This window comes from Pseudoduganella sp. jia 12 (assembly GCF_055502675.1).
Genome location: NZ_JBUXKP010000011.1, coordinates 35,673 through 57,560, shown reverse-complemented (window position 1 = coordinate 57,560; position 21,888 = coordinate 35,673). Strand labels below are relative to the sequence as shown.

Annotated in this window: 23 protein-coding genes; 14 read left to right on the top strand and 9 right to left on the bottom strand. The window is 64.8% G+C overall.

What is annotated here, in order from left to right; translation table 11 throughout:
- Positions 1-108 precede the first annotated feature (108 nt).
- The 14 genes from ACY65G_RS22850 to ACY65G_RS22785 all read left to right on the top strand — a co-directional run bounded on the left by ACY65G_RS22850 (position 109) and on the right by ACY65G_RS22785 (position 13,372).
- The gene (locus ACY65G_RS22850; protein WP_464999591.1) at positions 109-1,596 is read left to right on the top strand and encodes a S41 family peptidase; all 1,488 of its coding nucleotides are present in this window, start codon (positions 109-111) and stop codon (positions 1,594-1,596) included.
- 28 nt (positions 1,597-1,624) lie between these two features.
- Positions 1,625-2,371, top strand: coding sequence for a HesA/MoeB/ThiF family protein (locus ACY65G_RS22845; RefSeq protein ID WP_464999590.1), 747 nt, complete (start codon positions 1,625-1,627; stop codon positions 2,369-2,371).
- A 111-nt stretch (positions 2,372-2,482) separates the two neighbouring features.
- A complete protein-coding gene (gene gspG, locus ACY65G_RS22840; RefSeq protein WP_464999589.1) occupies positions 2,483-2,926 on the top strand; it encodes a type II secretion system major pseudopilin GspG in 444 nt (147 codons plus the stop codon).
- Positions 2,927-2,941: 15 nt separating this feature from the next.
- A complete protein-coding gene (gene gspH / locus ACY65G_RS22835; RefSeq protein ID WP_464999588.1) occupies positions 2,942-3,400 on the top strand; it encodes a type II secretion system minor pseudopilin GspH in 459 nt (152 codons plus the stop codon).
- Position 3,401: 1 nt separating this feature from the next.
- A complete protein-coding gene (gspI, locus tag ACY65G_RS22830) occupies positions 3,402-3,779 on the top strand; it encodes a type II secretion system minor pseudopilin GspI (RefSeq protein WP_464999587.1) in 378 nt (125 codons plus the stop codon).
- The gene (locus ACY65G_RS22825; RefSeq protein ID WP_464999586.1) at positions 3,776-4,423 is read left to right on the top strand and encodes a PulJ/GspJ family protein; all 648 of its coding nucleotides are present in this window, start codon (positions 3,776-3,778) and stop codon (positions 4,421-4,423) included. Before gspI ends, ACY65G_RS22825 begins: the two co-directional genes overlap by 4 nt.
- The gene (gspK, locus tag ACY65G_RS22820) at positions 4,420-5,331 is read left to right on the top strand and encodes a type II secretion system minor pseudopilin GspK (RefSeq protein ID WP_464999585.1); all 912 of its coding nucleotides are present in this window, start codon (positions 4,420-4,422) and stop codon (positions 5,329-5,331) included. The genes ACY65G_RS22825 and gspK overlap by 4 nt, the downstream gene beginning before the upstream one ends.
- Before the next feature lie 15 nt (positions 5,332-5,346).
- Complete coding sequence (gspL, locus tag ACY65G_RS22815) at positions 5,347-6,588, top strand: type II secretion system protein GspL (protein ID WP_464999584.1); 1,242 nt, start codon at positions 5,347-5,349, stop codon at positions 6,586-6,588.
- A complete protein-coding gene (gspM, locus tag ACY65G_RS22810) occupies positions 6,585-7,115 on the top strand; it encodes a type II secretion system protein GspM (protein WP_464999583.1) in 531 nt (176 codons plus the stop codon). The genes gspL and gspM overlap by 4 nt, the downstream gene beginning before the upstream one ends.
- Entirely contained in the window at positions 7,112-7,885 is a 774-nt protein-coding gene (gspN, locus tag ACY65G_RS22805) for a type II secretion system protein N (protein ID WP_464999582.1), read from the top strand. The genes gspM and gspN overlap by 4 nt, the downstream gene beginning before the upstream one ends.
- A complete protein-coding gene (gene gspD / locus ACY65G_RS22800; protein WP_464999581.1) occupies positions 7,885-10,074 on the top strand; it encodes a type II secretion system secretin GspD in 2,190 nt (729 codons plus the stop codon). Before gspN ends, gspD begins: the two co-directional genes overlap by 1 nt.
- A 27-nt stretch (positions 10,075-10,101) precedes the next feature.
- Positions 10,102-11,520 (top strand): type II secretion system ATPase GspE, encoded by a 1,419-nt coding sequence (gene gspE, locus ACY65G_RS22795; protein ID WP_464999580.1) that lies wholly within the window; start codon positions 10,102-10,104, stop codon positions 11,518-11,520.
- Between the two features lie 17 nt (positions 11,521-11,537).
- Positions 11,538-12,758 carry a type II secretion system inner membrane protein GspF gene (gene gspF / locus ACY65G_RS22790; RefSeq protein ID WP_464999579.1) on the top strand — a complete coding sequence of 407 codons (1,221 nt, stop codon included), beginning with the start codon at positions 11,538-11,540 and terminating at the stop codon, positions 12,756-12,758.
- Between the two features lie 23 nt (positions 12,759-12,781).
- Positions 12,782-13,372: a type II secretion system protein N gene (locus ACY65G_RS22785; protein ID WP_464999578.1), complete on the top strand. Its 591-nt coding sequence runs from the start codon at positions 12,782-12,784 to the stop codon at positions 13,370-13,372.
- 179 nt (positions 13,373-13,551) lie between these two features.
- On the opposite strand, the gene ACY65G_RS22780 is transcribed toward ACY65G_RS22785, so the two are convergent.
- From ACY65G_RS22780 to ACY65G_RS22740, 9 genes are all read right to left on the bottom strand, one after another.
- Positions 13,552-13,755, bottom strand: a complete 204-nt coding sequence (locus tag ACY65G_RS22780; RefSeq protein WP_464999577.1) for a hypothetical protein — start codon at positions 13,753-13,755, stop codon at positions 13,552-13,554.
- Between the two features lie 17 nt (positions 13,756-13,772).
- Positions 13,773-15,107, bottom strand: a complete 1,335-nt coding sequence (gene hslU / locus ACY65G_RS22775) for an ATP-dependent protease ATPase subunit HslU (RefSeq protein ID WP_464999576.1) — start codon at positions 15,105-15,107, stop codon at positions 13,773-13,775.
- Between the two features lie 9 nt (positions 15,108-15,116).
- Positions 15,117-15,653 (bottom strand): ATP-dependent protease subunit HslV, encoded by a 537-nt coding sequence (hslV, locus tag ACY65G_RS22770; protein WP_464999575.1) that lies wholly within the window; start codon positions 15,651-15,653, stop codon positions 15,117-15,119.
- A 95-nt stretch (positions 15,654-15,748) separates the two neighbouring features.
- Positions 15,749-17,047 (bottom strand): STAS domain-containing protein, encoded by a 1,299-nt coding sequence (locus ACY65G_RS22765; protein ID WP_464999574.1) that lies wholly within the window; start codon positions 17,045-17,047, stop codon positions 15,749-15,751.
- Positions 17,048-17,173: 126 nt separating this feature from the next.
- Positions 17,174-17,614 carry an RNA polymerase-binding protein DksA gene (dksA, locus tag ACY65G_RS22760; protein WP_464999573.1) on the bottom strand — a complete coding sequence of 147 codons (441 nt, stop codon included), beginning with the start codon at positions 17,612-17,614 and terminating at the stop codon, positions 17,174-17,176.
- A 94-nt stretch (positions 17,615-17,708) separates the two neighbouring features.
- Entirely contained in the window at positions 17,709-18,758 is a 1,050-nt protein-coding gene (locus tag ACY65G_RS22755) for a CobW family GTP-binding protein (RefSeq protein WP_464999572.1), read from the bottom strand.
- A gap of 143 nt (positions 18,759-18,901) precedes the next feature.
- The gene (gene xerC, locus ACY65G_RS22750; protein ID WP_464999571.1) at positions 18,902-19,861 is read right to left on the bottom strand and encodes a tyrosine recombinase XerC; all 960 of its coding nucleotides are present in this window, start codon (positions 19,859-19,861) and stop codon (positions 18,902-18,904) included.
- 2 nt (positions 19,862-19,863) lie between these two features.
- Positions 19,864-20,535, bottom strand: coding sequence for a DUF484 family protein (locus tag ACY65G_RS22745; RefSeq protein WP_464999570.1), 672 nt, complete (start codon positions 20,533-20,535; stop codon positions 19,864-19,866).
- A gap of 108 nt (positions 20,536-20,643) precedes the next feature.
- On the bottom strand, positions 20,644-21,699 hold the full coding sequence (locus ACY65G_RS22740) for a porin (protein ID WP_464999569.1): 1,056 nt from the start codon (positions 21,697-21,699) through the stop codon (positions 20,644-20,646).
- Positions 21,700-21,888: the final 189 nt, after the last annotated feature.

The following is a 21,888-nucleotide window of genomic DNA, read 5'->3' as shown; positions in this document are numbered from 1 at the left end:
ACCGGTGACAGGCACCCTTTTCCGGGCCGGGTGCCAGGGAAGCGACCCTGGCACCGGGTGCCGCCGCCTTGCTGTAGCACCTCAGTGGAACATCCTCAGTGGACATCAATGGGTAACAAACTCAAGAGTATTGGCCTGATCGGCCTGGGCATGGTGGCCGGCGTTGCCGCCTCCATGAACTTTTCCGCGCTCGCCCAGCGGATCGACGCCCCATTGCCGCTGGAAGAGTTGCGCCAGCTGTCGGACGTGTTCGGCCTGATCAAGACCGATTACGTGGAAAACGTCGACGACAAGAAGCTGCTGCAGGAAGCGATCGCCGGCATGGTGTCGTCGCTCGATCCGCATTCGGTGTACCTGGACGAAAAGGCATTCCGCGAAATGCGCGAGTCGGTGCAGGGCAAGTTCGTCGGCATCGGCATCGAAGTCTCCACCGAGGATGGCTACGTGAAAGTGGTGTCGCCGATCGAGGATACACCGGCGTTCAAGGCCGGCATCCGCTCCGGCGACCTGATCACCCGCATCGACAATGTGCCGCTGAAAGGCCTGTCGCTCGACGAGTCGATCAAGAAGATGCGCGGCGAGCCGCGCACCAAGGTCGTGCTGACGATTTCCCGCAAGGGCCAGGACAAGCCGCTGATCATGCCGATCATGCGCGAGGAGATCCGCGTACAGAGCGTGAAGGCCAAGCTGGTGGAGCCAGGCTACGTGTGGCTGCGCATTTCGCAGTTCCAGGAGCCCACCGTCGATGAAATGGTCAAGAAGCTCTCGGGCCTGTACGAGAAGAATCCGGACATCAAGGGCATCGTGCTGGACCTGCGCAACGACCCGGGCGGCGTGGTGCCGGGCGCGATCGGCGTATCGGCCGCGTTCCTGCCGAAGGATTCGGTGGTCGTTTCCACCAACGGCCAGTTGGCCGATTCGAAGCAGACCTTCTATGCGCGGCCGGAATACTATGCCGGCCGCCACCCGGGCGATCCGCTGGCGAAGCTGCCCGCGGCCGTGAAGACGGTGCCGCTGGTGGTGCTCGTCAATGCCGGTTCCGCGTCGGCTTCCGAGATCGTGGCCGGCGCGCTGCAGGACTACAAGCGCGCCATCGTGATGGGCAGCACCACGTTCGGCAAGGGCTCGGTGCAGACGCTGCGCCAGCTGACCGCCGACACGGCCGTCAAGCTCACGACCGCGCGCTACTACACGCCGAAGGGTCGGGCGATCCAGGCCAAGGGCATCGAACCGGACGTGCACGTGGATGAAACGGCCGAAGGCGATGGCCTGAACAGCCTGCGGCTGCGCGAGGCCGACCTGGAAAAACACCTGTCCGGCGACGACAAGGAAAGCCGCCCGGTGCGCCACGACGAGCTGGAAGAAGAACAGCGCATCCTGGCGCTGGCCAAACGGCAGAAGCCCGTCGAATTCGGCAGCAAGGAAGATTTCCAGCTTGCCCAGGCCCTGAACCACTTCAAGGGCTTGCCGGTAAAGCTGGCCAAGGCCGATACGCCGGCGGAAAAACGCGCCGAGGAAATCCTCGTCAAGCCGGAGACGAAGACGGACGTGATCAAGCCGGAAGATAAAAAGGCACCGCCGTCGCAGGTGAAGTAAGCACATGGGTGAGCAAACAAGCGACGGAATGAACGACCAGCAGCTGCTGCGTTATTCGCGGCATATCCTCCTCGACGAGATCGGCATCGAGGGGCAGCAGAAACTCCTGGCCGCGCGCGTGCTCGTCATCGGCGCCGGCGGCCTCGGCTCGCCGGCGGCGCTGTATCTCGCGTCGGCCGGCGTGGGCCACCTGACGATCGTCGACGACGATGATGTCGATCTCACGAACCTGCAGCGCCAGATCGCCCACACCACGGCGCGCGTTGGCCAGCCCAAGGCGCTGTCGGCGAAGGAGTCGATCGCCGCGATCAACCCGGACGTGCAGGTAACCGCGCTGATCGAGCGCGTCGACGATGCCCGCCTCGCCGAACTGGCCGCCGCGAGCGACGTGGTCCTCGACTGCACCGACAATTTCGCGACCCGCCACGCGGTCAACCGCGCCTGCGTGGCGGCGCGCGTGCCGCTCGTCTCCGGCGCGGTGATCCGTTTCGACGGCCAGGTCAGCGTCTTCGATCCCCGCAGCGACGGCGCGCCATGCTACTCGTGCCTGTTCCCGCAGGACCAGGCGTTCGAGGACGTGGCGTGTTCGACGATGGGCGTGTTCGCGCCATTGGTGGGTGTCGTCGGTGCGATGCAGGCGGCCGAGGCATTGAAGATCGTGATGGGCATCGGCACGTCGCTGGCCGGCCGGCTACTGCTGCTCGACGGCCTGCGCATGGAGTGGAGCAGCATCGGCGTAGGCCGCGCCGGCGGTTGCCCGGTCTGCGGCCAATAAGCAGGTAAAGCCAGAACCGCTGTTTTCAAGTAACTTCTCTTTACCTCCTTTTTCACCGTCGTGTAGCAATTCAGGCTTATACTTCCGCACTCTGCATTTTCATCGAGCTTCATGAAAACTGGTCTCCATCTCACGCGCCGCGCGCGTGGTTTCACCCTCATCGAAATCATGGTGGTCGTCGTCATCATGGGCGTGCTGGCCGCGCTCGTGGTGCCGAAGCTGCTGTCGCGCACCGGCGAATCGAAAATCGCCGCGGCAAAGGTCGACATTGCCACGATCATGCAATCGTTGAAACTGTATAAGCTCGACAACACGCGCTATCCGACCACCGAACAGGGCCTGCAGGCGCTGCTGGTGAAGCCCACGTCCGGCCCGGCGGCCAATGGCTGGAAGGAAGGCGGCTATCTGGAAAAGATGCCCAAGGATCCATGGGGCTTCCAGTACCAGTACCTGTCGCCGGGCATCAAGGGCGAGGTGGACGTGTTCTCGACCGGCGCCGACGGCCAGCCGGGCGGTACCGGCGAGGATGCCGACATCGGCTCCTGGGAAAACTGAGCCTGACCACGTAGCATGCGCCAGCGCGGCTTCACCCTGATCGAGCTGCTGGTGGTGCTGGTCATTATCGGCCTCACGCTGGGACTGGTCACGATGAACGTGGCGCCGAGCGGGCGGCAGGCAATGCAGCAGGAAGCGCAGCGCGTGGCCTTGCTGCTGCAGCTGGCGCGCGACGAAGCGATCGTGCGCAATCGGCCGATCGCATTCGAAGCGGGCGCGCAGGGCTACCGCTTCCTGGTGCGCGAAGGGCGCGAATGGAAGACGCTGCCGCAAGACGACATGCTGCGCGAACGCGCATTCAAGCGCACCCCGATGACCCTGCTGCTCGATCCCCCCACGAATCTTCCCGGCGCGCCCATGCGCATCGTGTTCGGCCGCGAACCGGTCGACAAGCCGTTCGTGCTCACGCTGGCCCATGGCGATGTGCGCACCGCGGTGCGGGCCGACGGCATCGGCCATTTCACGGTCGAATGACATGAAGCGGTCCGCAAACGGCAAGCAGGCGGGGTTCACGCTGCTCGAAGTGCTCGTGGCGCTGTTCATCGTCGGCACCGCGCTGGTCGCCGCATTGCAGGCGATCGGCAGCCTGACCCGCAACAGCGAAGGCCTGCGCACGACGATGATGGCCACCTGGTCGGCCGAGAACCGCCTGGTGCAGATCCGTCTCGGCAAGGTGTTCCCGTCGGTCGGCAAGACATCGTTCGCGTGCCCGCAGGGCGACCTGCAGCTGCAGTGCGAGGAAGAAGTGATCATCTCGCCGAACCCGCTGCTGCGGCGCGTGGAAGTGTCCGTGTACGACGCCGCCAGGCCGCAGCGCCGCATCATTAAGCTGGTACAACTGGTGCTGAAATGATGCGACGCGCGTGCAAGGCCAACGGTTTTACGCTGATTGAACTGCTGGTGGCCATCACCATCCTGGCCATCGTGGCCGTGCTGGGCTGGCGAGGGCTGGACAGCATCCTGCGCTCGCGCGCCTCGCTCACGCAGCAGATGGAACACACGCGCGGTATACAGCTCGCGTTCGCGCAGTTGCAGAACGACCTCGAACAGTTGGCCGGCAAGGAAATAATGGGGCAACGGCAAAACCTGGTGGCGGACAACCTGCGGCTGATCTTCGTGCGCACCCACGCGCCCGACCAGGGCCCTACGCAACTGGTGGTGGTCAGCTATCGTTTGCGCAATGGCGTGCTGGCACGGCGCGAATCGGCCGCCACGCGCGATCTCGTGCAGCTCGATGCGCTGTGGCAGGCCGCGATCTCGGACGCCGACCCGGTGCCGGGCGTGGCCCTGCATGCCGGCGTGTCCGGCATGGGCGTGCGCCTGTGGGTGAACGGTGCCTGGACCGCGCCACAGAACAGTACCGGCGGCGCGTCCGGTACCGGTGGCACCGCGGGCGCCAGCCCCACGGTGAACGAGCCGGATGGCCTGGAAATGTCGCTGCAATTGATGCGCGAGCCGAATCCGATGGTAAAAGTGCTGCTGCTGGGGGATACATGATGCGTGACCTGCAGCGCCAGCGCGGCGTCGCCGTCGTCACCGCCCTGCTGCTGACGACCTTGGCGGTCACGATCGTCGCCAGCCTGTTCTGGCAGCAGCAGGTGCAGGTGCGTTCCGTGGAAAACCAGCGGCTGCACCTGCAGACGCGCTGGATCCTGCGCGGTGCGCTGGACTGGGCGCGGCTGATCCTGCGGCAGGATGGCCTGGACAATCAGTCGATTACACGCGCCGACGGCGTGTGGGCCACGCCGCTGGCCGAGACGCGGCTGGACCAGTACGTGGAGCGCGAACGGGTTGAAGGCGAGGATTACGATGCGACCTTGCAGGGTCAGATTTATGATGCCCAGTCGCGTTACAATCTGACGAATTTGGCCGAGGCGTCCAGCCTGACGAGTGATGAGGTCAACGCATTTGCCAAGCTGTTGACGCTGCTGCAGCTCGATGCCGGCCTGGCGCAGTCCGCAGCGCAGTATGCAATGAAGTCCAGGCCGACGCCGGGGCAAGCCGAAACCGGGAGCGCGCCGATGGCGCTCCAGCGCGTGGAAGACCTGCTTGCGGTCGGTTTCCCGCAAGCCGCGGTCGAGCGGCTGCGCGACTACGTGGTCGTGCTGCCGATGAAAACGCCGGTGAATGTGAACACCGCACCGGCCGAGGTGCTGGCGGCGAGCGTGGACGGCATGCCGCTGTCCGAAGCGCAATCGCTGGTGGCATCGCGCAAGCGGACAGGGTTGACCACCAATGCGGTCACGAACGGCAGGAAGAATCTGACGACGCTCGACGTGCGCAGCGACTGGTTCCTCGTGCTGAGCCAGGTGCGCCTGGACCGGGCGGCACTGGAATCGTGGGCCCTGATCAAGCGCGGAAAACCTGGCGAGCCGATCAGCCTCGTGTGGATCCGGGAAATCTAAGGAAAGCAAACCGTTTTGACGACTCTCTACATAAGCTACCCGGCCCGCGCCGCCGCGGTCGACATCGGCGCTGCCTGCGCCTATGCGCAGGTGGGCGACGGTGGCAACGTAATGCAGCAGGGCGCCGGCGCGCCGGGCAAGCTGGGCGACCTGGTGGCGGCTAGCCGCAAGGTGGTGCTGCTGCTGGCGGCGGCCGACGTGACGCTGTTGCGCGTGGCGGTGCCGCCATTGACCGGCAGCCGCCTGAAGGCGGCGCTGCCGAACCTCGTCGAGGAACAGTTGCTGGGCGACCCGGACGACTGCGTGTTCGCGCTCGGCCCGGCGCAGCCCGGCAGCGGCGAACGCACGGTGGCCGTGGTGCAGCGCGCATGGCTGGAGGTGCTGGTGAAGGCGCTGGTCCAGCAGGGCGCGCGCGCCGTGTCCGCGCTGCCCGCGCAACTGTGCCTGCCGCTGGCACCGGGCGGCGTGTCCGCATTGCTTGCCAACGACGAAGGTGGCATGGAGCTCACATTGCGCACCGGCCCCTACGAAGGCATCGGCCTGGCGCTGCCGGCGCAGCCCGATGCCGCGCTGCAGGTGCTGCGCGCACTGGCTGGCGAAGCGCCCGTCACGCTGTACGTGCCGGCGGCGCAGCGCGCGCAGTACGAATCGCTGCTGCAGTCCACGGCGGCACCGGTGGCCGGCATTACGCTGGAAGAGGAGCACTGGGCGCACCGTATCGCGGCCAGCAAGGCCGTGCAGCTCGACCTGGCGGCAGGCCTCGGCGCGGCGAATGGCGCCCGGGCGCAGGCATGGAAGCAGTGGCGCTGGCCGCTGCGTCTGGCCCTGCTGGCGGTGCTGGTCAATCTTGTGGCGCTGAACGTGGAATGGCTGCGCATGAAGCGCGAGGCCGAGGGCTTGCGCCAGTCGATGGTGCAGATTTTCCGTGCCGCCTACCCGAATGAAAAAGTGGTGCTCGATCCAGCTGCGCAGTTGCGCGGCAACCTCGCGCGTGCGAAAGCGGGCAGCGGTGAAACGGCTGGCGATGACTTCACGGCGCTGGCCGCGGCATTCGGCGAAGCGCTGGGAGCGCTGCCACGGCGCGACGTCGTGGCCGGCCTCGAGTACCGCGAACGGGCGCTGGTCGTGCGCCTGAAACCGAACAGCGTCGACGGCGGCGCCCTGGCGCAAGTGCAGGCGCAACTGGCACCGCGCGGGTTGACGTTGACGGAAACGGGCGCGGGAACATGGGAACTGCGCGCGGGAGGCAAATCGTGAGCGATGTAAAAAATGGACTTGCCGGCCTTCGCGTGTCGGTTGCGGGATTCTGGAGCGCACGCACCGAGCAGGAGCGCCGGTTCCTCACGGCAGGCGGCATCGTCGTCGGCCTGGCGCTGGTCTATGCGGTCCTGGTCGACCCGGCGCTGACGGGCCGCGACCGGTTGCGCAAGGAACTGCCGGAACTGCGCCAGCAGACGGCGGAAATGCAGGCGCTTGCCGCGCAGGCGGCGCAGCTGGGGGCGCAGCCGCCGGCACAGGTGCAGCCGCTGTCGCAGGAAAGGCTGAACGCGGCACTCGCGGCGCGCGGCCTGACCCCGCAGACCCTCGCCGTGACCGGCGACTACGTGAAGGTGGATTTCAAGGGCGTGCAGTTCGCCGGCCTCGCCACGTGGCTCGATGCCGCGCGGCGCGAGGAACGGCTCGCCGTGCAGGAAGCGAAGATCGGCACGCAGGGCGGCAGGGAAGACAGCGCCGGCCTCGTCGACGCCACGCTCACGTTGCGCCAGGAAGCGGGCAGCCGATGAAGCGCACCATCCTGTGGCTGCTGGCGATCGCGATCACCGCGGTCCTCACGCTGCTCGTCTTCTTCCCGGCGACCTGGGTGGCCGCACTGGTGGAGAAGCAGACGGGCGGGCGGCTGACGCTGGGCGACGCGCAAGGCACGCTGTGGCGCGGCTCGGCATTCGTCGGCGGCGCCGCCAGCGGCAGCAGCGCCGTGACGCCGCTGCTGCCGGGGCGCTTCGCCTGGAAGCTGTCGCCGCTCTCGCTGCTGGGCAGCGTGCGCATGGAACTGGACAACCCGGAAGCGCTGACGCAACCGGTGAACTTCACGGGCAGCTGGCGCGCCTGGCAACTGAGCCCTGCGGCCCTCAAGCTGCCGGCCGACGGCCTGGCCGGCCTGGGAGCGCCGCTGAACACGCTCGCGCTGTCCGGCCGGCTGCAGCTGGCGTGGACGTCGCTCGGGCTGGCGCTGGAAAACCGGAACATCCTGGTCAATGGCGTGACAACGCTGCAGATGGACGACGTATCGTCGCGCCTGGCGCCGATCCGGCCACTGGGCAGCTACCAGCTGGCGCTGGACTGGAAAGGCCAGCAGGCCGCCGTCGCGCTGGCGTCCGTGAAAGGGCCGCTGCTGCTGTCCGGCAGCGGCCAGTTGCGCAATGGCCGCCTGCAATTTTCCGGCCAGGCCGAAGCGGCCGCCGGCTATGAAGACACCCTGGGCAACCTGCTCAACCTGCTGGGCCAGCGCCGCACTATCGGCGGCAAAAACATCATCGCACTCGAGTTCAGATAATGAAAACTGCAAGCAAATATCAACTTCCCGCGCTGCGGCGCCTGTCCGCCGGCGCGCTGCTGTGCTGCGTGCTGTCTTCTTCCATGGGGCCGGCCTGGGCGGCGCCGCAGGATGAAGCCGCGCTGAACTTCGTCGGTGCCGATATCGAATCCGTCATCAAGGCGGTAGGCCATTACACCAACATCACGTTCCTGATCGATCCCCGCGTAAAAGGCACGATCACGCTCGTATCGGAGAAATCGATCAGCAAGTCCCAGGCCTTTGCGCTGCTCACGTCCGCACTGCGGCTGCAGGGCTATGCGATCGTCAGTGGCGACGGCTATGCGAAAGTGGTGCCCGAAGCGGAAGCAAAGCTGCAGGCCACGCCGACCATCGTGAAAGGGCAGGCGGCGCCGAAGGGCGACCAGATTGCCACCCAGGTCTTCCAGCTCAATCATGAATCGGCGGCGAATCTCGTCGGCGTGCTGCGGCCGCTGATCTCCACGAACAACACGATCAATGCGAACCCCGGCAACAACACGCTGGTGATCACCGACTACGCGGACAACCTGAAGCGGCTGTCGAAGATCATCGCGGCGATGGACACGCCGGCTTCGGCGGACATGGACGTGATCCCGGTGCGCCACGCGATCGCCAGCGACATCGCGTCGATGATCAACAAGCTGATGGAACCGGGCAAGGGCGGCGACGGCGGCGGGCAGGTTTCGGTGCTGGCCGATCCACGCACCAATTCGCTGGTGCTGCGCGCGCCCTCCGTGGCACGTGCCAACCTCGCCCGTTCCCTGATCGCCAAGCTGGATATGCCGACCTCGCAGTCGGGCAACGTGCACGTGGTGTACCTGAAGAATGCCGATGCCACCCAGCTGGCCGAAACACTGCGCGCCGTGATGTCGGGTGAAACGCCGGCCAACAGCGGCACGTCCGGCAATGCGCTGAACAACCAGGCCACGATGCAGACCGGCGCCAACAACACGATCGGCCAGGCCGGCATGTCGTCGCAGAATTCGGGGCCGACGAATCCGCTGCTGTCGGCGAACCGCACCGGCACGCAGCAGGGCACCACGGGCGGCACCGCCGGTTTCATCCAGGCCGACGCGTCGACCAACACGCTGATCATCACGGCGCCGGAAGCCATCTACCGCAACCTGCGCGCCGTGATCGACCAGCTCGACGTGCGCCGCGCCCAGGTCTACATCGAGGCGCTGATCGTCGAGGTATCGGTCGACAAGGCCTCCGAATTCGGCGTGCAGTGGGTGGGCGCTTCCGGCAACAGCAACAGCGACTACCGCATCGGCGGGCTGCAGTCGTTCTCCAGCGGCGGCAACAACCTGGTCAACGTTTACAACGGCGACGCGGCACCCGGCAATGGCCTGACGATCGGCATCTTCAAGCAGCTCGCGGGCGGCAAGCTTGGCCTGGGCGCCGTGGCCCGCACGCTGGAATCGACCGGCAGCGGCAATATCCTGTCCACGCCGAACATGATCACGCTGGACAATGAAGTGGCCACCATCCGCGTGGGCCAGAACGTGCCGATCCTGACCGGCCAGTTCACCACGAGTTCCGGCACCAATACCAACCCGTTCCAGACCATCGACCGCAAGGACGTGGGCCTGACGCTGAAGGTGAAGCCGCAGATCTCCGAAGGCGGCACGATCAAGCTGGCGATCTACAACGAATCGTCGTCGGTGGACCAGTCGTCGACCTCGTCGACGTCCGGCATCATCCTGAACACGCGTGTCATCGAGAACAATGTGATCGCCGACGATGGCCAGGTCATCGTGCTGGGCGGCCTGATCGAGGATACGGCATCCGACGGCGTGGAAAAGGTGCGCGGCCTGGGCGACATCCCCGTGCTGGGCAACCTGTTCAAGTACAACACGCGGGCGCGCAAGAAAACCAACCTGATGGTGTTCCTGCGCCCGGTGGTCATCCGCAACAAGGAGCAGAGCATGAGCCTGGCCGCGGACCGCTACGACTACATGCGCGCATCCGGCGCCGAGTTCACGCCGAGCGACACGATCCTGCTGCGCCAGCTGGGCGGGCCGCAACTGCCCGCGCTGAACAACGGCGTGCCGGTCGGCTCGCCGACCGTGGCCGCGCCGGTGCCGGCGGCACCCGTGCCGGCTGGGGCGCCGGGAGCGGCCCAGCCGGTGCCGCCAACGATGCCACAAACGACGCCGCAGCAGTGATGCCCACCCATCTGAACAGGCAGCATCATGGATAATCTCCTTCCCTACGCCTTCGCCCGCGACTTCCTCGTGCTGGCGAAAGGCGGCGAGCGCGATGGCACGGTCGAGGTGCTGGTCTCGAATGCCACCGCGCCTTCCGCGATCGCCGAAGTGTCGCGCCGCTTCGGCCGCATCCAGTTGAAACCCGTGCCGCGGGCCCAGCTCGAGGAAGCGATCGCCGCGGCCTACGCGGGCACCGGCGGCGACGTGTCGCAGGTGGCCGACGAATTCGACGCCGACCTCGACCTGACACGCCTGCTGCAGGACGTGCCGGCCATCGAGGACCTGCTGGAATCCTCCGACGATGCGCCGGTCATCCGCATGATCAACGCGCTGCTGACGCAAGCCCTGCGCGATGGCGCGTCGGACATCCACGTGGAGCCGTTCGAGCAGATTTCCGTGGTGCGCTTCCGCGTCGACGGCTCGCTGCGCGACATCGTCAAGCCGAGGAAGGCGATCCACGGCTCGCTGATTTCGCGGATCAAGATCATGGCGCAGCTGGACATCGCCGAAAAGCGCCTGCCGCAGGATGGCCGCATCACCTTGCGCGTGGGCGGCAAGCCCGTGGACGTGCGCGTGTCCACGCTGCCCACCGGCCACGGCGAACGCGCCGTGCTGCGCCTGCTGGACAAGGAAGCAGGGCGCCTGGACTTGCAGCACCTGGGCATGAGCGAGCCGATGCTGGCGCAGTTCAACGGGTTGCTCGCGCAGCCGCACGGTATCGTGCTGGTCACGGGCCCGACCGGTTCCGGCAAGACGACGACGCTGTATGCAGCGCTGTCGCTGCTGAACTCGACCACCACGAACATCCTCACCGTCGAGGATCCGATCGAATACGACCTGGCCGGCGTGGGGCAAACGCAGGTGAACTCGCGCATCGACATGACGTTCGCGAAGGCGCTGCGAGCGATCCTGCGCCAGGATCCTGACGTGATCATGATCGGCGAGATCCGCGACCTGGAAACGGCGCAGATCGCCGTGCAGGCATCGCTGACGGGCCACCTGGTGCTGGCAACCCTGCACACCAACGATTCCGCTTCCGCCGTGACGCGCCTGCTGGACATGGGCATCGAGCCGTTCCTGCTGTCGTCGTCGCTGCTGGGCGTGCTGGCGCAGCGGCTGGTGCGCAAGCTGTGCGGCGAATGCAAATCGTTCGACGGACAAACGTGGCACGCGGTCGGCTGCGACGCCTGCGGCCAGACGGGCTACCAGGGCCGCGTGGGTATCTACGAGCTGCTGCAGACGACGGACCGGATCCGCGCGCAGATCCACGATCGCTCTTCCGAGGCCGTGATCAAGGACACGGCGCTGGCGGACGGCATGACGACGATGCGCGACGACGGCGAGCGCTGGCTCGCGAACGGCACCACGACGCTGGCCGAGCTGCTGCGCGTCGCCAAGGATTAAGCGTGAGGATGAACTGAATGCCGGCATTCCGTTATGAAGCCGTCGATGCGGGCGGCGCCACGAAGAAGGGCGTCGTCAACGCGGACAGCCCGCGCGCCGCGCGCGCCGACCTGCGCGCAAAGGGACTCGTACCGATCAAGGTCGATACCATCGCGGCGCAGGTCGATGCCAGCGGTGCATCGGCGCGGCGCGGACTGGGCGAAAAGCTGTCGACGACGGAGCTGGCCCTGTTCACGCGCCAGATGGCCAGCCTGCTGGAAGCCGGCCTGCCGCTGGAGCAGGCGTTTACCGCATTGCTGGAACAGGCCGAGCGGCCGTATGTGCGCGACCTGATTGCATCGATCCGGTCCGAGGTGATCGGCGGCGCCGCGCTGTCCGACGTGCTCAAGCGCCATCCGCGCGACTTCGCCGAGATTTATCGCGCGCTGGTGGCATCGGGCGAGCAGATCGGCCAGCTGTCGCGCGTGCTGTCGCGGCTGGCCGACTACATCGAGCGCCGCAATGCGCTCGTGCAGAAGGTGCGGCTGGCGTTCACGTATCCGGCGATCGTCACGGTGGTAGCGTTCGCGATCGTGATTTTCCTGCTCACCTACGTGGTGCCGCAGATCGTCTCCGTGTTTTCCAATACCAAGCAGAAGCTGCCGCTGCTCACGGTGATCATGCTGGCCGTATCGGACTTCGTGCGCAACTACGGCTTGGTCGTGCTGGTCTTGCTGATCGGCGGCTGGATCGCATGGCGCCGCGCCCTGCAGAACATCGCGCTGAAAACGCGCTGGCACACGTGGCTGCTGACCGCGCCGCTGTACGGCAAGTTCGAGCGCAGCCTGAACACGTCGCGCTTCGCCAGCACGCTGGCGATCACCACCGGCTCCGGTGTGCCGATCCTGCGCGCGCTGGAAACAAGCCGCGATACGCTGTCGAACGTGGCCATGCGCCAGCTGGTGGAAGAGGCCAGCGACGCGGTGCGCGAAGGCGTCAGCCTGGCACGGGCGCTGTCGGCGCAAAAGCACTTCCCGCCGATGCTGATCCACATGATCCGCGCCGGCGAAATCACCGGCGAGCTGCCGGCCATGCTGGAGCGCGCCGCCGCCGCGCAGGAAGCGGACCTGGAACGCCGCACGCTGACGATCGCCGGGCTGCTGGAGCCGGCACTGATCCTGGCCATGGGTGTCGTGGTGCTGCTGATCGTGCTGGCCGTGCTGATGCCGATCATCGAGATCAACCAGCTGGTGCGCTGATCGACTGAATTATCGGAGCCTCAATGAACCGTTTGCCGCATCACCTTCCAACCATTGCCACGCTGGCCGCCGTGGTGGCGCTGACCGCGTCCACCGCCTACTGGGGCCTGCAATTGTTCAAGCCGCAGCAGCGGCCGATCGCCGTGGTGCCGGTGCAGGAAACGCCGCCGCCACCGGTCGACGCCGCGCTGGGGCTGTTCGGCGGGCAGGCCACCGTGGCCACCGCCAGCACCTATGAATTGCGCGGCGTGGTGGCCGCCCGCGACGGCCGCGGCAGCGTGGCCATCATCGCCACGAGCGGCGATACGCCAAAAGCCTACCCGCTCGGCAAGGAAGTGGCGCCCGGCGTCACCGTGCAGGACGTGCAGCCGCGCTCCGTGACGCTGCTCGATGGCGGCGTGCAGAAGCGGCTCGACCTGCTGTCGGACGCCGGCGTCTCGTCCACCACCGCAGCGCCGCTGCCACCCGTGAACCGCGCCGCCCCGCCGCCACCGATGCCCACGCCATCCCCGACGCCACTGGTCACGCCACCGGCCGGCACCCCGGTTGGCCCGGCCGGCCAACCCGCGCCGGTGCAGACGGGGCCTGTGCAGCGACCCGTCACCTCCCAATAAAACTGGGGACGTACCCTGTTTTTGAGGAAATTTCCTCAAAACAGTGTCCGTCCCTATTTTTTGATAAATAGAACTGGGACGTAGAACTGGCGACGTACCGGTTCGCCGGACCGCCTGGTTTCCAGAAAATTTCCTGGAAACCAGGGTACGTCCCCAGTTTTTTGCGTCATGGACCGGTGCTATTCGTCCGGATCCGGCTTCAGCTTGGACTTGGCAATGGCCACCTTGGCGGCCTGGCGCTCGGCGGACTTGCTGCGCTCGTGCGGGCCCGCCGCGCGTGCCTTGGCCAGCGCGGCGAACGGGTTACGCGGCTTCGTGTAAGCCTGTGACGGCTCGACGCGGAGCCGCATCTTTTGCCGGGTTGCCAGTGCCTTGTTTGCCATTGCTCGGTTGACGTTCGTCACAGTACGTAGCGCGACAGGTCTTCGTTGACGGACAGCGCTTCCAGTCGCCCGTTCACATAGTCTGCATCGATGACGATGTGCTTGTCGCCCGCATCGGAGGCCGAGAACGAAATCTCTTCCAGCAGCTTTTCCATCACCGTGTACAGGCGGCGGGCGCCGATGTTCTCGGTGCGCTCGTTGACCTGGAACGCGATCTCGGCCAGCCGCGTGATGCCGGCAGGTGCGAACTCCAGCGTCACGCCTTCGGTGGCCAGCAGCGCCGCGTATTGCAGCGTCAGGCAAGCGTCGGTGCTGGTCAGGATGCGCTCGAAATCGGCGATCGACAGCGATTCCAGTTCCACGCGGATCGGGAAGCGGCCCTGCAGTTCGGGGATCAGGTCCGATGGCTTGGCCAGGTGGAAGGCGCCCGATGCGATGAACAGGATGTGATCCGTCTTGATCATGCCGTACTTGGTGTTCACCGTGGTGCCTTCGACGAGCGGCAGCAAGTCGCGCTGCACGCCGGCGCGCGACACGTCGGCACTACCCGATTCGGAGCGCGACGCGATCTTGTCGATCTCGTCCAGGAACACGATGCCGTTCTGCTCCACGTTCTGGATCGCCTTCTGCTTCATCTCGTCTTCATTGACGAGCTTGGCAGCTTCCTCGTCCAGCAGCAGCTTCATCGCTTCGCGGATCTTGATCTTGCGGGCTTTCTTGCGGTTGCCGCCCACACCGGCGAACATCGACTTGATCTGTTCCGTCATTTCCTCCATGCCGGGCGGCGCCATGATTTCCATCTGCGGCGCCTGCTCGGCCAGTTCGATCTCGATCTCCTTGTCGTCGAGTTCGCCTTGGCGCAGGCGCTTGCGGAACGTCTGGCGCGTGGTGTCCTTCTCGGCCGGCGCATCGTTGCTCGCCGAGAAGCCGAAATCGCGCGGCGGCGGCAGCAGGATGTCGAGTACGCGGTCTTCCGCCGCATCCTCGGCACGGGCGCGCACCTTGATCATCTCGGCCTGGCGCGTCTGCTTGATGCCGATGTCGATCAGGTCGCGGATGATCGTGTCCACGTCGCGGCCCACGTAGCCCACCTCGGTGAACTTGGTGGCTTCCACCTTGATGAACGGGGCATCGGCCAGCTTGGCCAGCCGGCGCGCGATCTCGGTCTTGCCGACACCGGTGGGGCCGATCATCAGGATGTTCTTCGGCGTGATTTCATGGCGCAGCGGTTCCTCGACCTGCTGCCGCCGCCAGCGGTTGCGCAGCGCGATCGCCACGGCTTTCTTTGCCTTGCCCTGGCCAACGACGTGCTTGTCCAGTTCGCCGACGATTTCCTGCGGAGTCATATTCATGGTTTTGCCTTATTCCAGCGTTTCGATGATGTGCGACAGGTTCGTGTAGATACACAGCTCGCCTGCGATCGTCAGCGATTTTTTCACGATCTCGGCGGGCGCCATTTCGGTATTCTCGAACAGTGCCTTGGCGGCCGACTGCGCATAGACGCCGCCGGAACCGATCGCGCCGATCCCGTCTTCCGGTTCCAGCACGTCGCCATTGCCGGTGATGATCAGCGTGGATTGTGCATCGGCCACGAGCAGCATCGCTTCGAGCCGACGCAGCACGCGGTCGGTGCGCCAATCCTTGGCCATCTCGACCGAGGCGCGCAGCAGGTTGCCCTGGTGCTTTTCCAGCTTGGCTTCGAAGCGGTCCAGCAGCGTGAAGGCATCCGCGGTGCCCCCGGCAAAGCCGCACAGCACCTTGCCCTGGTACAGTTTGCGCACCTTGCGGGCCGAACCCTTCATGACGATATTGCCCAGCGTTACCTGGCCGTCGCCGCCCAGGGCCACCAGGTTGCCGCGCCGGACGGAGAGGATGGTGGTGCCGTGAAATTGTTCCATAATTGCCTCAAATAATACGCCAGCCGCAAAAATGGGGACTGCACCAGAAGATTGCAAGTAGGATAAATTCTCGGCAGTTCTGTCGCGGGGATTATTCAGTAACGGTGGGGAAACAGGCGCGCCACGTCGGCATAACCCAGCAGCCGGAACAGTGCCGCCACCAGGTGGTTCAGCTCACGGAAATCGATCCGCCGGCCGGGAACGGCCAGCTGCTGGAGCAGTGCCAGCAACTGGCTGGCCGCCGCGTAGTCGATCCGCGCCAGCCGCGAGCAGTCGAACACGAGCGCGGCGCCCTGCGCGAACGTGTGTTCGGCATGGGCACGGATGCCGGACCACACTTCGCCGGCATCGCCCTCGATCGCATGGGGCAGCAGGTAGCGGTCCGTCGCAGGGCCCGCCACCTGCCGCGGCGTGCTGGCGACCTTGCCGGGTGGCGTGAAAGATGGCGGCGATACCTCGAACGTCACGCAGTAATCCATGCTCGCTTCTTCGAACCCCTTTTCACGGTTCAGCAGGCGCAGCAGTTCCAGCATGAGCAGCCATGGTGCCTCGCCCTCGTCGCGCCGGCCCACGTCGATGATGGACCGCACTTGTGCCAGCAATTCTTCCGCGCCTGCGAGCATCAGCTCGGGTTGCCGCACCGTGCGCAGGGCATCGTGCAACAACGCGCAGCCCTCGGGTTCGACACCGGCCACCCGCGAAAAATCCAGCCGCAGTACGGCAGCACCTTCGGCGGCTGTCCGGATCCGGTCGATCTGCACGGCGGCGTTCTTGTCCAGCACGCCAGCGAGTGCCACGGTCGGTACGAAGCCGCTGAAAACATTCGTGGTGCTCGGTGGCACCGGATTCCATGGCGGAGGCGATGTTTCAAAAGTGCTGGCGTAGTCGATCGACAGGCTGTCGAACGCCTCCTGCCGGTGCAGTACGCCGTACAGGTCGAACAGCATCCACCAGGCAGTACGGTCCGTTGCGGGCCGCGCGCCCACGGCGCCGGCCAGCAGCAGGCATGCTTCGTCCGGCTGGCCATTGGCATACAGGATCGCCGCTTCCTCGACCACCGGTGCGCTTTCGGCGGCGGCCGCTTCGGCCGGAATGTCGTCGTCTTCCAGCAATTCGGTCGCGGGGCCATTGGACACATCCGTGGCGGCCGGCATTGCGCGGCGCGGCGGCCGGCGAAACGCCGGTTCGTCGAACATGTCGGCGGTCATCGTGGCCTCGATCGCATCGATCTTCAGGAGCGTGGCGCGAGCAATGTCGCGCTGCAGTTCGAGGTTGATGGGCGGCGCCGCTACGCTGTCCTGGCGCTGCAGCGCGCTGCCTGCGGCCAAGCGGGCATCGGCCTCGTCATCGTCGACGATCGGTTTATCTTTACGGAAGAGGGAGAAGAGTCCCATCTTGCTAGTGTAGCCCAGCGGTCAACACAGATCCGATACGACAGAAACAGGGCGAAATAATGTAGAAAACAAGGCAGAAAATAAAAAAGCATGCCTTGGCATGCTTTTTCATGGGAGGAGGGTGGATCAGTCGCCGTACAGTTTCTGTTTCAGCTCGCGCCGCTGCTGCGCTTCCAGCGACAGCGTGGCCGTCGGGCGGGCGATCAGGCGCGGAATGCCGATCGGCTCGCCGGTTTCTTCGCACCAGCCATAGTCGCCACTGTCGATCGCAACGATCGATTGCTGGACTTTCTTCAGCAGCTTGCGTTCGCGATCGCGGGTGCGCAGTTCCAGTGCATGCTCTTCCTCGATCGTGGCGCGGTCCGCCGGATCGGGCACCAGCACGGTTTCACGCAGGTGTTCGGTGGTTTCGCCGGCGTTTTTCAGCAGTTCCTTTTCGAGGGCCTGCAACTTGGCCTTGAAGAACGCCTGCTGCGCCGGATTCATGTAGTCCTTGTCGCTCATCGCGAGGATTTCTTCTTCGGTGAGGATAGGCGCTTCCGCGGGGGTCTTATTTGTTTTGGTCATGACTTCGCTTACCTTCGATACGACAGAGTTTTCAAATTCCAGCCGGGAGGCCGATGGCCTGGACCGGGCACGGCCCCACAAAAACCGGGTTAGTTTATACCAGACATTGTTCCAAACCGCGAATAAAGATGTCTTTCGGTAGATTTTTGCCGATAAACACCATCTTGCTGCCACGCACGTCATTTTCGCCCCATTTGGCGCCCAGGTCGCTGCCCATCAATTGGTGCACGCCCTGGAAAACAACCTTGCGCTCGGCACCCTGCATCCACAATACGCCTTTGTAGCGCAACATGCGAGGGCCATACACATTCACGAGCCCGCCCAGGAATTCGTCGAGCTTCGCCGAATCGAACGGGCGCTCGCTCTTGAATGCAAAGGCGGAAATCTCGTCCGTATGGTGCCCGTGCGCATGCCCGTGGCTCGGGTGGTCGCAATGCGCGCCATGCTCGTGATCATGGTCATGGTCATGGTCATGATCATGCTCTTCGGCCGCCAGGAAATCGGGATCGATTTCCAGTTTCTCGTTCAGGTTGAAACCTTTCAGGTCCAGCACCTCGGTGATCGGTGCATTGCCGAAATCCGAACGGCCGATCGGCGCGCGCGGGTTGATCCGCTTCAGGCGCGCCGTCAATTCCTCGATCGCGGCGGCGTCGACCAGGTCGGTCTTCGACAGCAGGATCTTGTCCGCGAAACCCACCTGGCGCTGTGCTTCCTCGTTGCCGTCCAGCTGCTGCATCGCGTGGCGGGCATCGACCACGGTCACGATCGCATCGAGCAGGTAGTGGCTGCCCACTTCCTCGTCCATGAAAAAGGTTTGCGCAACGGGGCCGGGATTGGCCAGGCCGGTCGTTTCGATGACGACACGGTCGAATGCGATCTCGCCGGCGGCGCGCTTCTTCGCCAGGTCCGACAGCCCGATGATCAGGTCGCCACGCACGGTACAGCAGATGCAGCCGTTGTTCATCTCCACGATCTGCTCGCGGCTTTCCTGCACGAGGATTTCGTTGTCGATGTTTTCCTGGCCAAATTCGTTCTCGATCACGGCGATGCGCATGCCGTGCTGTTCGCGCAGGATACGGTTCAACAGCGTGGTTTTGCCGGCGCCAAGGAAGCCGGTCAGGATGGTAGTCGGAATCAGTGCCATGTCAGTTGCCAATCGTTGCGAAGTCTTGCCGAGTTTTTGCTGAATCGGTGTAGCGGCCGTTGCGAAAACGGGTTGCCAAAATGAGAATCGATCGATTATGCCGGAATTCCAATTGTGCTGTCCAATCGCACAATTGATGTGTATCAGCTTGTTCCCTTGCCGTTTTTTGCGCGGGGATGCGCCTTGTCGTATACCTCCGCCAGGTGCTGAAAATCGAGCGCGGTATATATCTGCGTGGAGGTGATGCTGGCGTGTCCCAGCATTTCCTGCACGGCGCGCAGGTCGCCGGACGATTGCAGCACGTGCGAGGCAAACGAGTGCCGCAGCATGTGCGGGTGCACATGCACGGGCGCGCCGGTGGCAATCGCATGCCGCTTCAGGCGCATCTGCACGACGCGCGGCGACATCCGGCTGCCGCGCTCGCTCACGAACAGCGCGGCACTGCCATCGGCGGGCGCGGGGCGCACTTGCAACCACGCATCGATCGCCGCCAGCGCGGCCTTGCCGACGGGCACGCGGCGCATCTTGTTGCCCTTGCCGGTCACGACCACTTCGGCATTGTCGCGCTCGAGCCATCCCGCCGACGCGGCAGCATGGCCTTCCGCCTTCCTGAACTGCACGTCGAGTCCGCATAATTCCGAGACGCGCAGGCCACTGGAATACAGCAATTCAAACATTGCACTGTTGCACAGTTCGGCAGGAGCAGGCGTTGCGGCGGGGCGCACAGGCGTTGCCACCAGTTGCACCGCATCGTCGACCGACAGGGCTTTCGGCAGCAGTTTCGCGCGTTTCGGTGCGCGCACGCCGTCGACGGGATTGGCGGCCAGTGCGGTCTGTTCGGCCAGCCAGTCATAGAAGCCGCGCCAGGCGGACAGCTTGCGGGCGATCGACCGGGGCTCCTGGCCGCCGGCATGCAGCCTGGCAGTAAAGCGGCGGATATCCGCATGCGAGATGGCGGTCCAGTCCTGCTCGCCGGCGAGTACGGCCAGTTCGGTCACGTCGCGGCCGTAAGCATCGATCGTGCGCGCCGACAATTTGCGCTGCGTGGCCAGGTGCCGCAGCCAGGAAGCAGGCCAGCCGGCCTTGCCGCCCGTGGTCGTCATGGTCAGGCCAGCAGCGGCGCCAGCGCCACGCTGGCGGTCTCGCCGATGTGCACCAGGAAATCGGTGGCCATCAGCGACGTGAACCGTTCCGCATCCGGCGAGCCCATGATCAGCAAGCCGAACGCCGCGCCCTTGGACTCCGGACGGCGCAGTGCCACGATGACAGCGGACTTGATCGAGCCGGCATCGTCGAGCCAGCGCACGGCTTCGAAATCGTTGTTGCTGCCGCAGTAAGGGGTGAGCAGGCCGTTGGCGAACAGGCGCGCATCGTCCGACACGCCTGCGGCAAACCATTCTTCGGCATACGCCGGTGCCACGCCGAACAGGCGCAGCGCGGCGGCCGGCACGTTGAATTCCTTCTTCAGCCCTTCCGTCACGGCACGCGGCAAGGCAGCCACGTCGCGCTCGCGCAGCAGGGCCTGGTTCCAGCCATGGAAACGGTTGGCGATGGCCTGGTTTTCCTGCGCATGCCGGTTCAGTTCCGCCAGGCGCAACTCCAGCGCCTTGTACCGCTCGCGCATCACTTCCATCTGGCGTTCCTGCAGCGACACCGCACGGCCCGTCAGCGGGCTGGACAGCCGGATGTCGCCCAGCAGGCTCGCATGTTCTTCAAAGAAATGGGGATGGTCTGCCAAGTATTGCGCGACAGCCGAGGAATCCAGGGTTGCGGTCATTGTTGTCACTTTAAAAAAAGCAAGCAACATTCTACCTGACGGTGCAATAAAAAAGAGCGCTCCGGAAAACTGACCCCGGAGCGCCTCTCCCTCGCACGTGGTTAAACCTTAGAAATTGTGGTGCACGCCCAGCGCGTAATGCTTGCGCGTGACATCGTTGGTGGCGGTCACGACAAATGGCGTTTTCTTGACGGACAGGTCGACATACAGGTAAGTGCGCGGCGACAGGCTGTATTCATAGCCGACGGAAGCCTGTTTGGTCTTGATGACGCCGTCCGGATCTTTCTGGCCATAGCCAACGATGAACTTGTTCGGACCGACCGTGTAATTCGCGCCCAGCACCCATGCGCTGATATCTTCGTTGAACCACTGCGTGTGACCCTGGTCCTGGCGCTGGTAGGAGGCCATCAGTTTCAGGTCGGGAACCGGCTTGTACGATGCGGCGACCGACCACAACTTCGTTTCGATGGCGTTGCGTTCGGCACCGAGCATCGCGGCGAACGGGCCATTCGTGTAGGTGGCACTGATGGAATACGGGTTGGCCGATGCCTGGGCATTGGCGGCATATTGCGGCGCCGCGGCGGTACCCTTGCCGATGACGGCCGGGCCATTGTTGGCTTCCTTGGTGGCGACCGACACGTTGACCTGGAAACCGTTCATGACCGGGGTGTTATAGAACACGGCGTTCGAGAAGCGGTTCAGCGAATTGCCCGCCACGCTCAGCGGATCGCTCGTGTAGCCGGCCACGTGCAGGTCGGTCTGGTAACCGGCCACGTTGGGCAGGCCGGACCATGGTTCGAATGCCACGGAGGATTCCTGGTAGGCGGTCAGTCCGCGGCCGATGCGCACGGTACCGAACGCACCTTGCAGGCCGACGCGGCTCTGGCCCTGGAACAGGGGACGCACATTGTTTTCGAGGGCGCCGGTGTCGGGGTCGTAGCGAATCTCCAGCTGGAACAGTGCTTTCAGGCCATTGCCGAGATCTTCGACACCACGAAAGCCCAGTTTGTTGTTGTCGCGCCGGGTCACCAGCGTCGCATCGTTGGGGGTATGCGTGGTGCGCTGAATGCCCGCGTCGATGGTGCCGTAGATGGTCACGGAAGACTGGGCGGCCGCGCCGCCGAAGGCCGCGGTCAGGGCCAGGGCAACCAGGATTTTTTTCATTGTCGTTCCCTCTGTTCTGAATTGATCGGTTCGAGAAGCCAGCAGTGGATGCTTGTGAAACTGGACAGGTGCACCTTAGTTCGTGCTGCCGTCGAGGTCGGCATATTGGTCGATTGGCGGTACGAGACTTGGTTAAAAGCGGAAAAACACCGGGTTCTTGTTGTATTTATAAAACGGTAGTTTTACGGT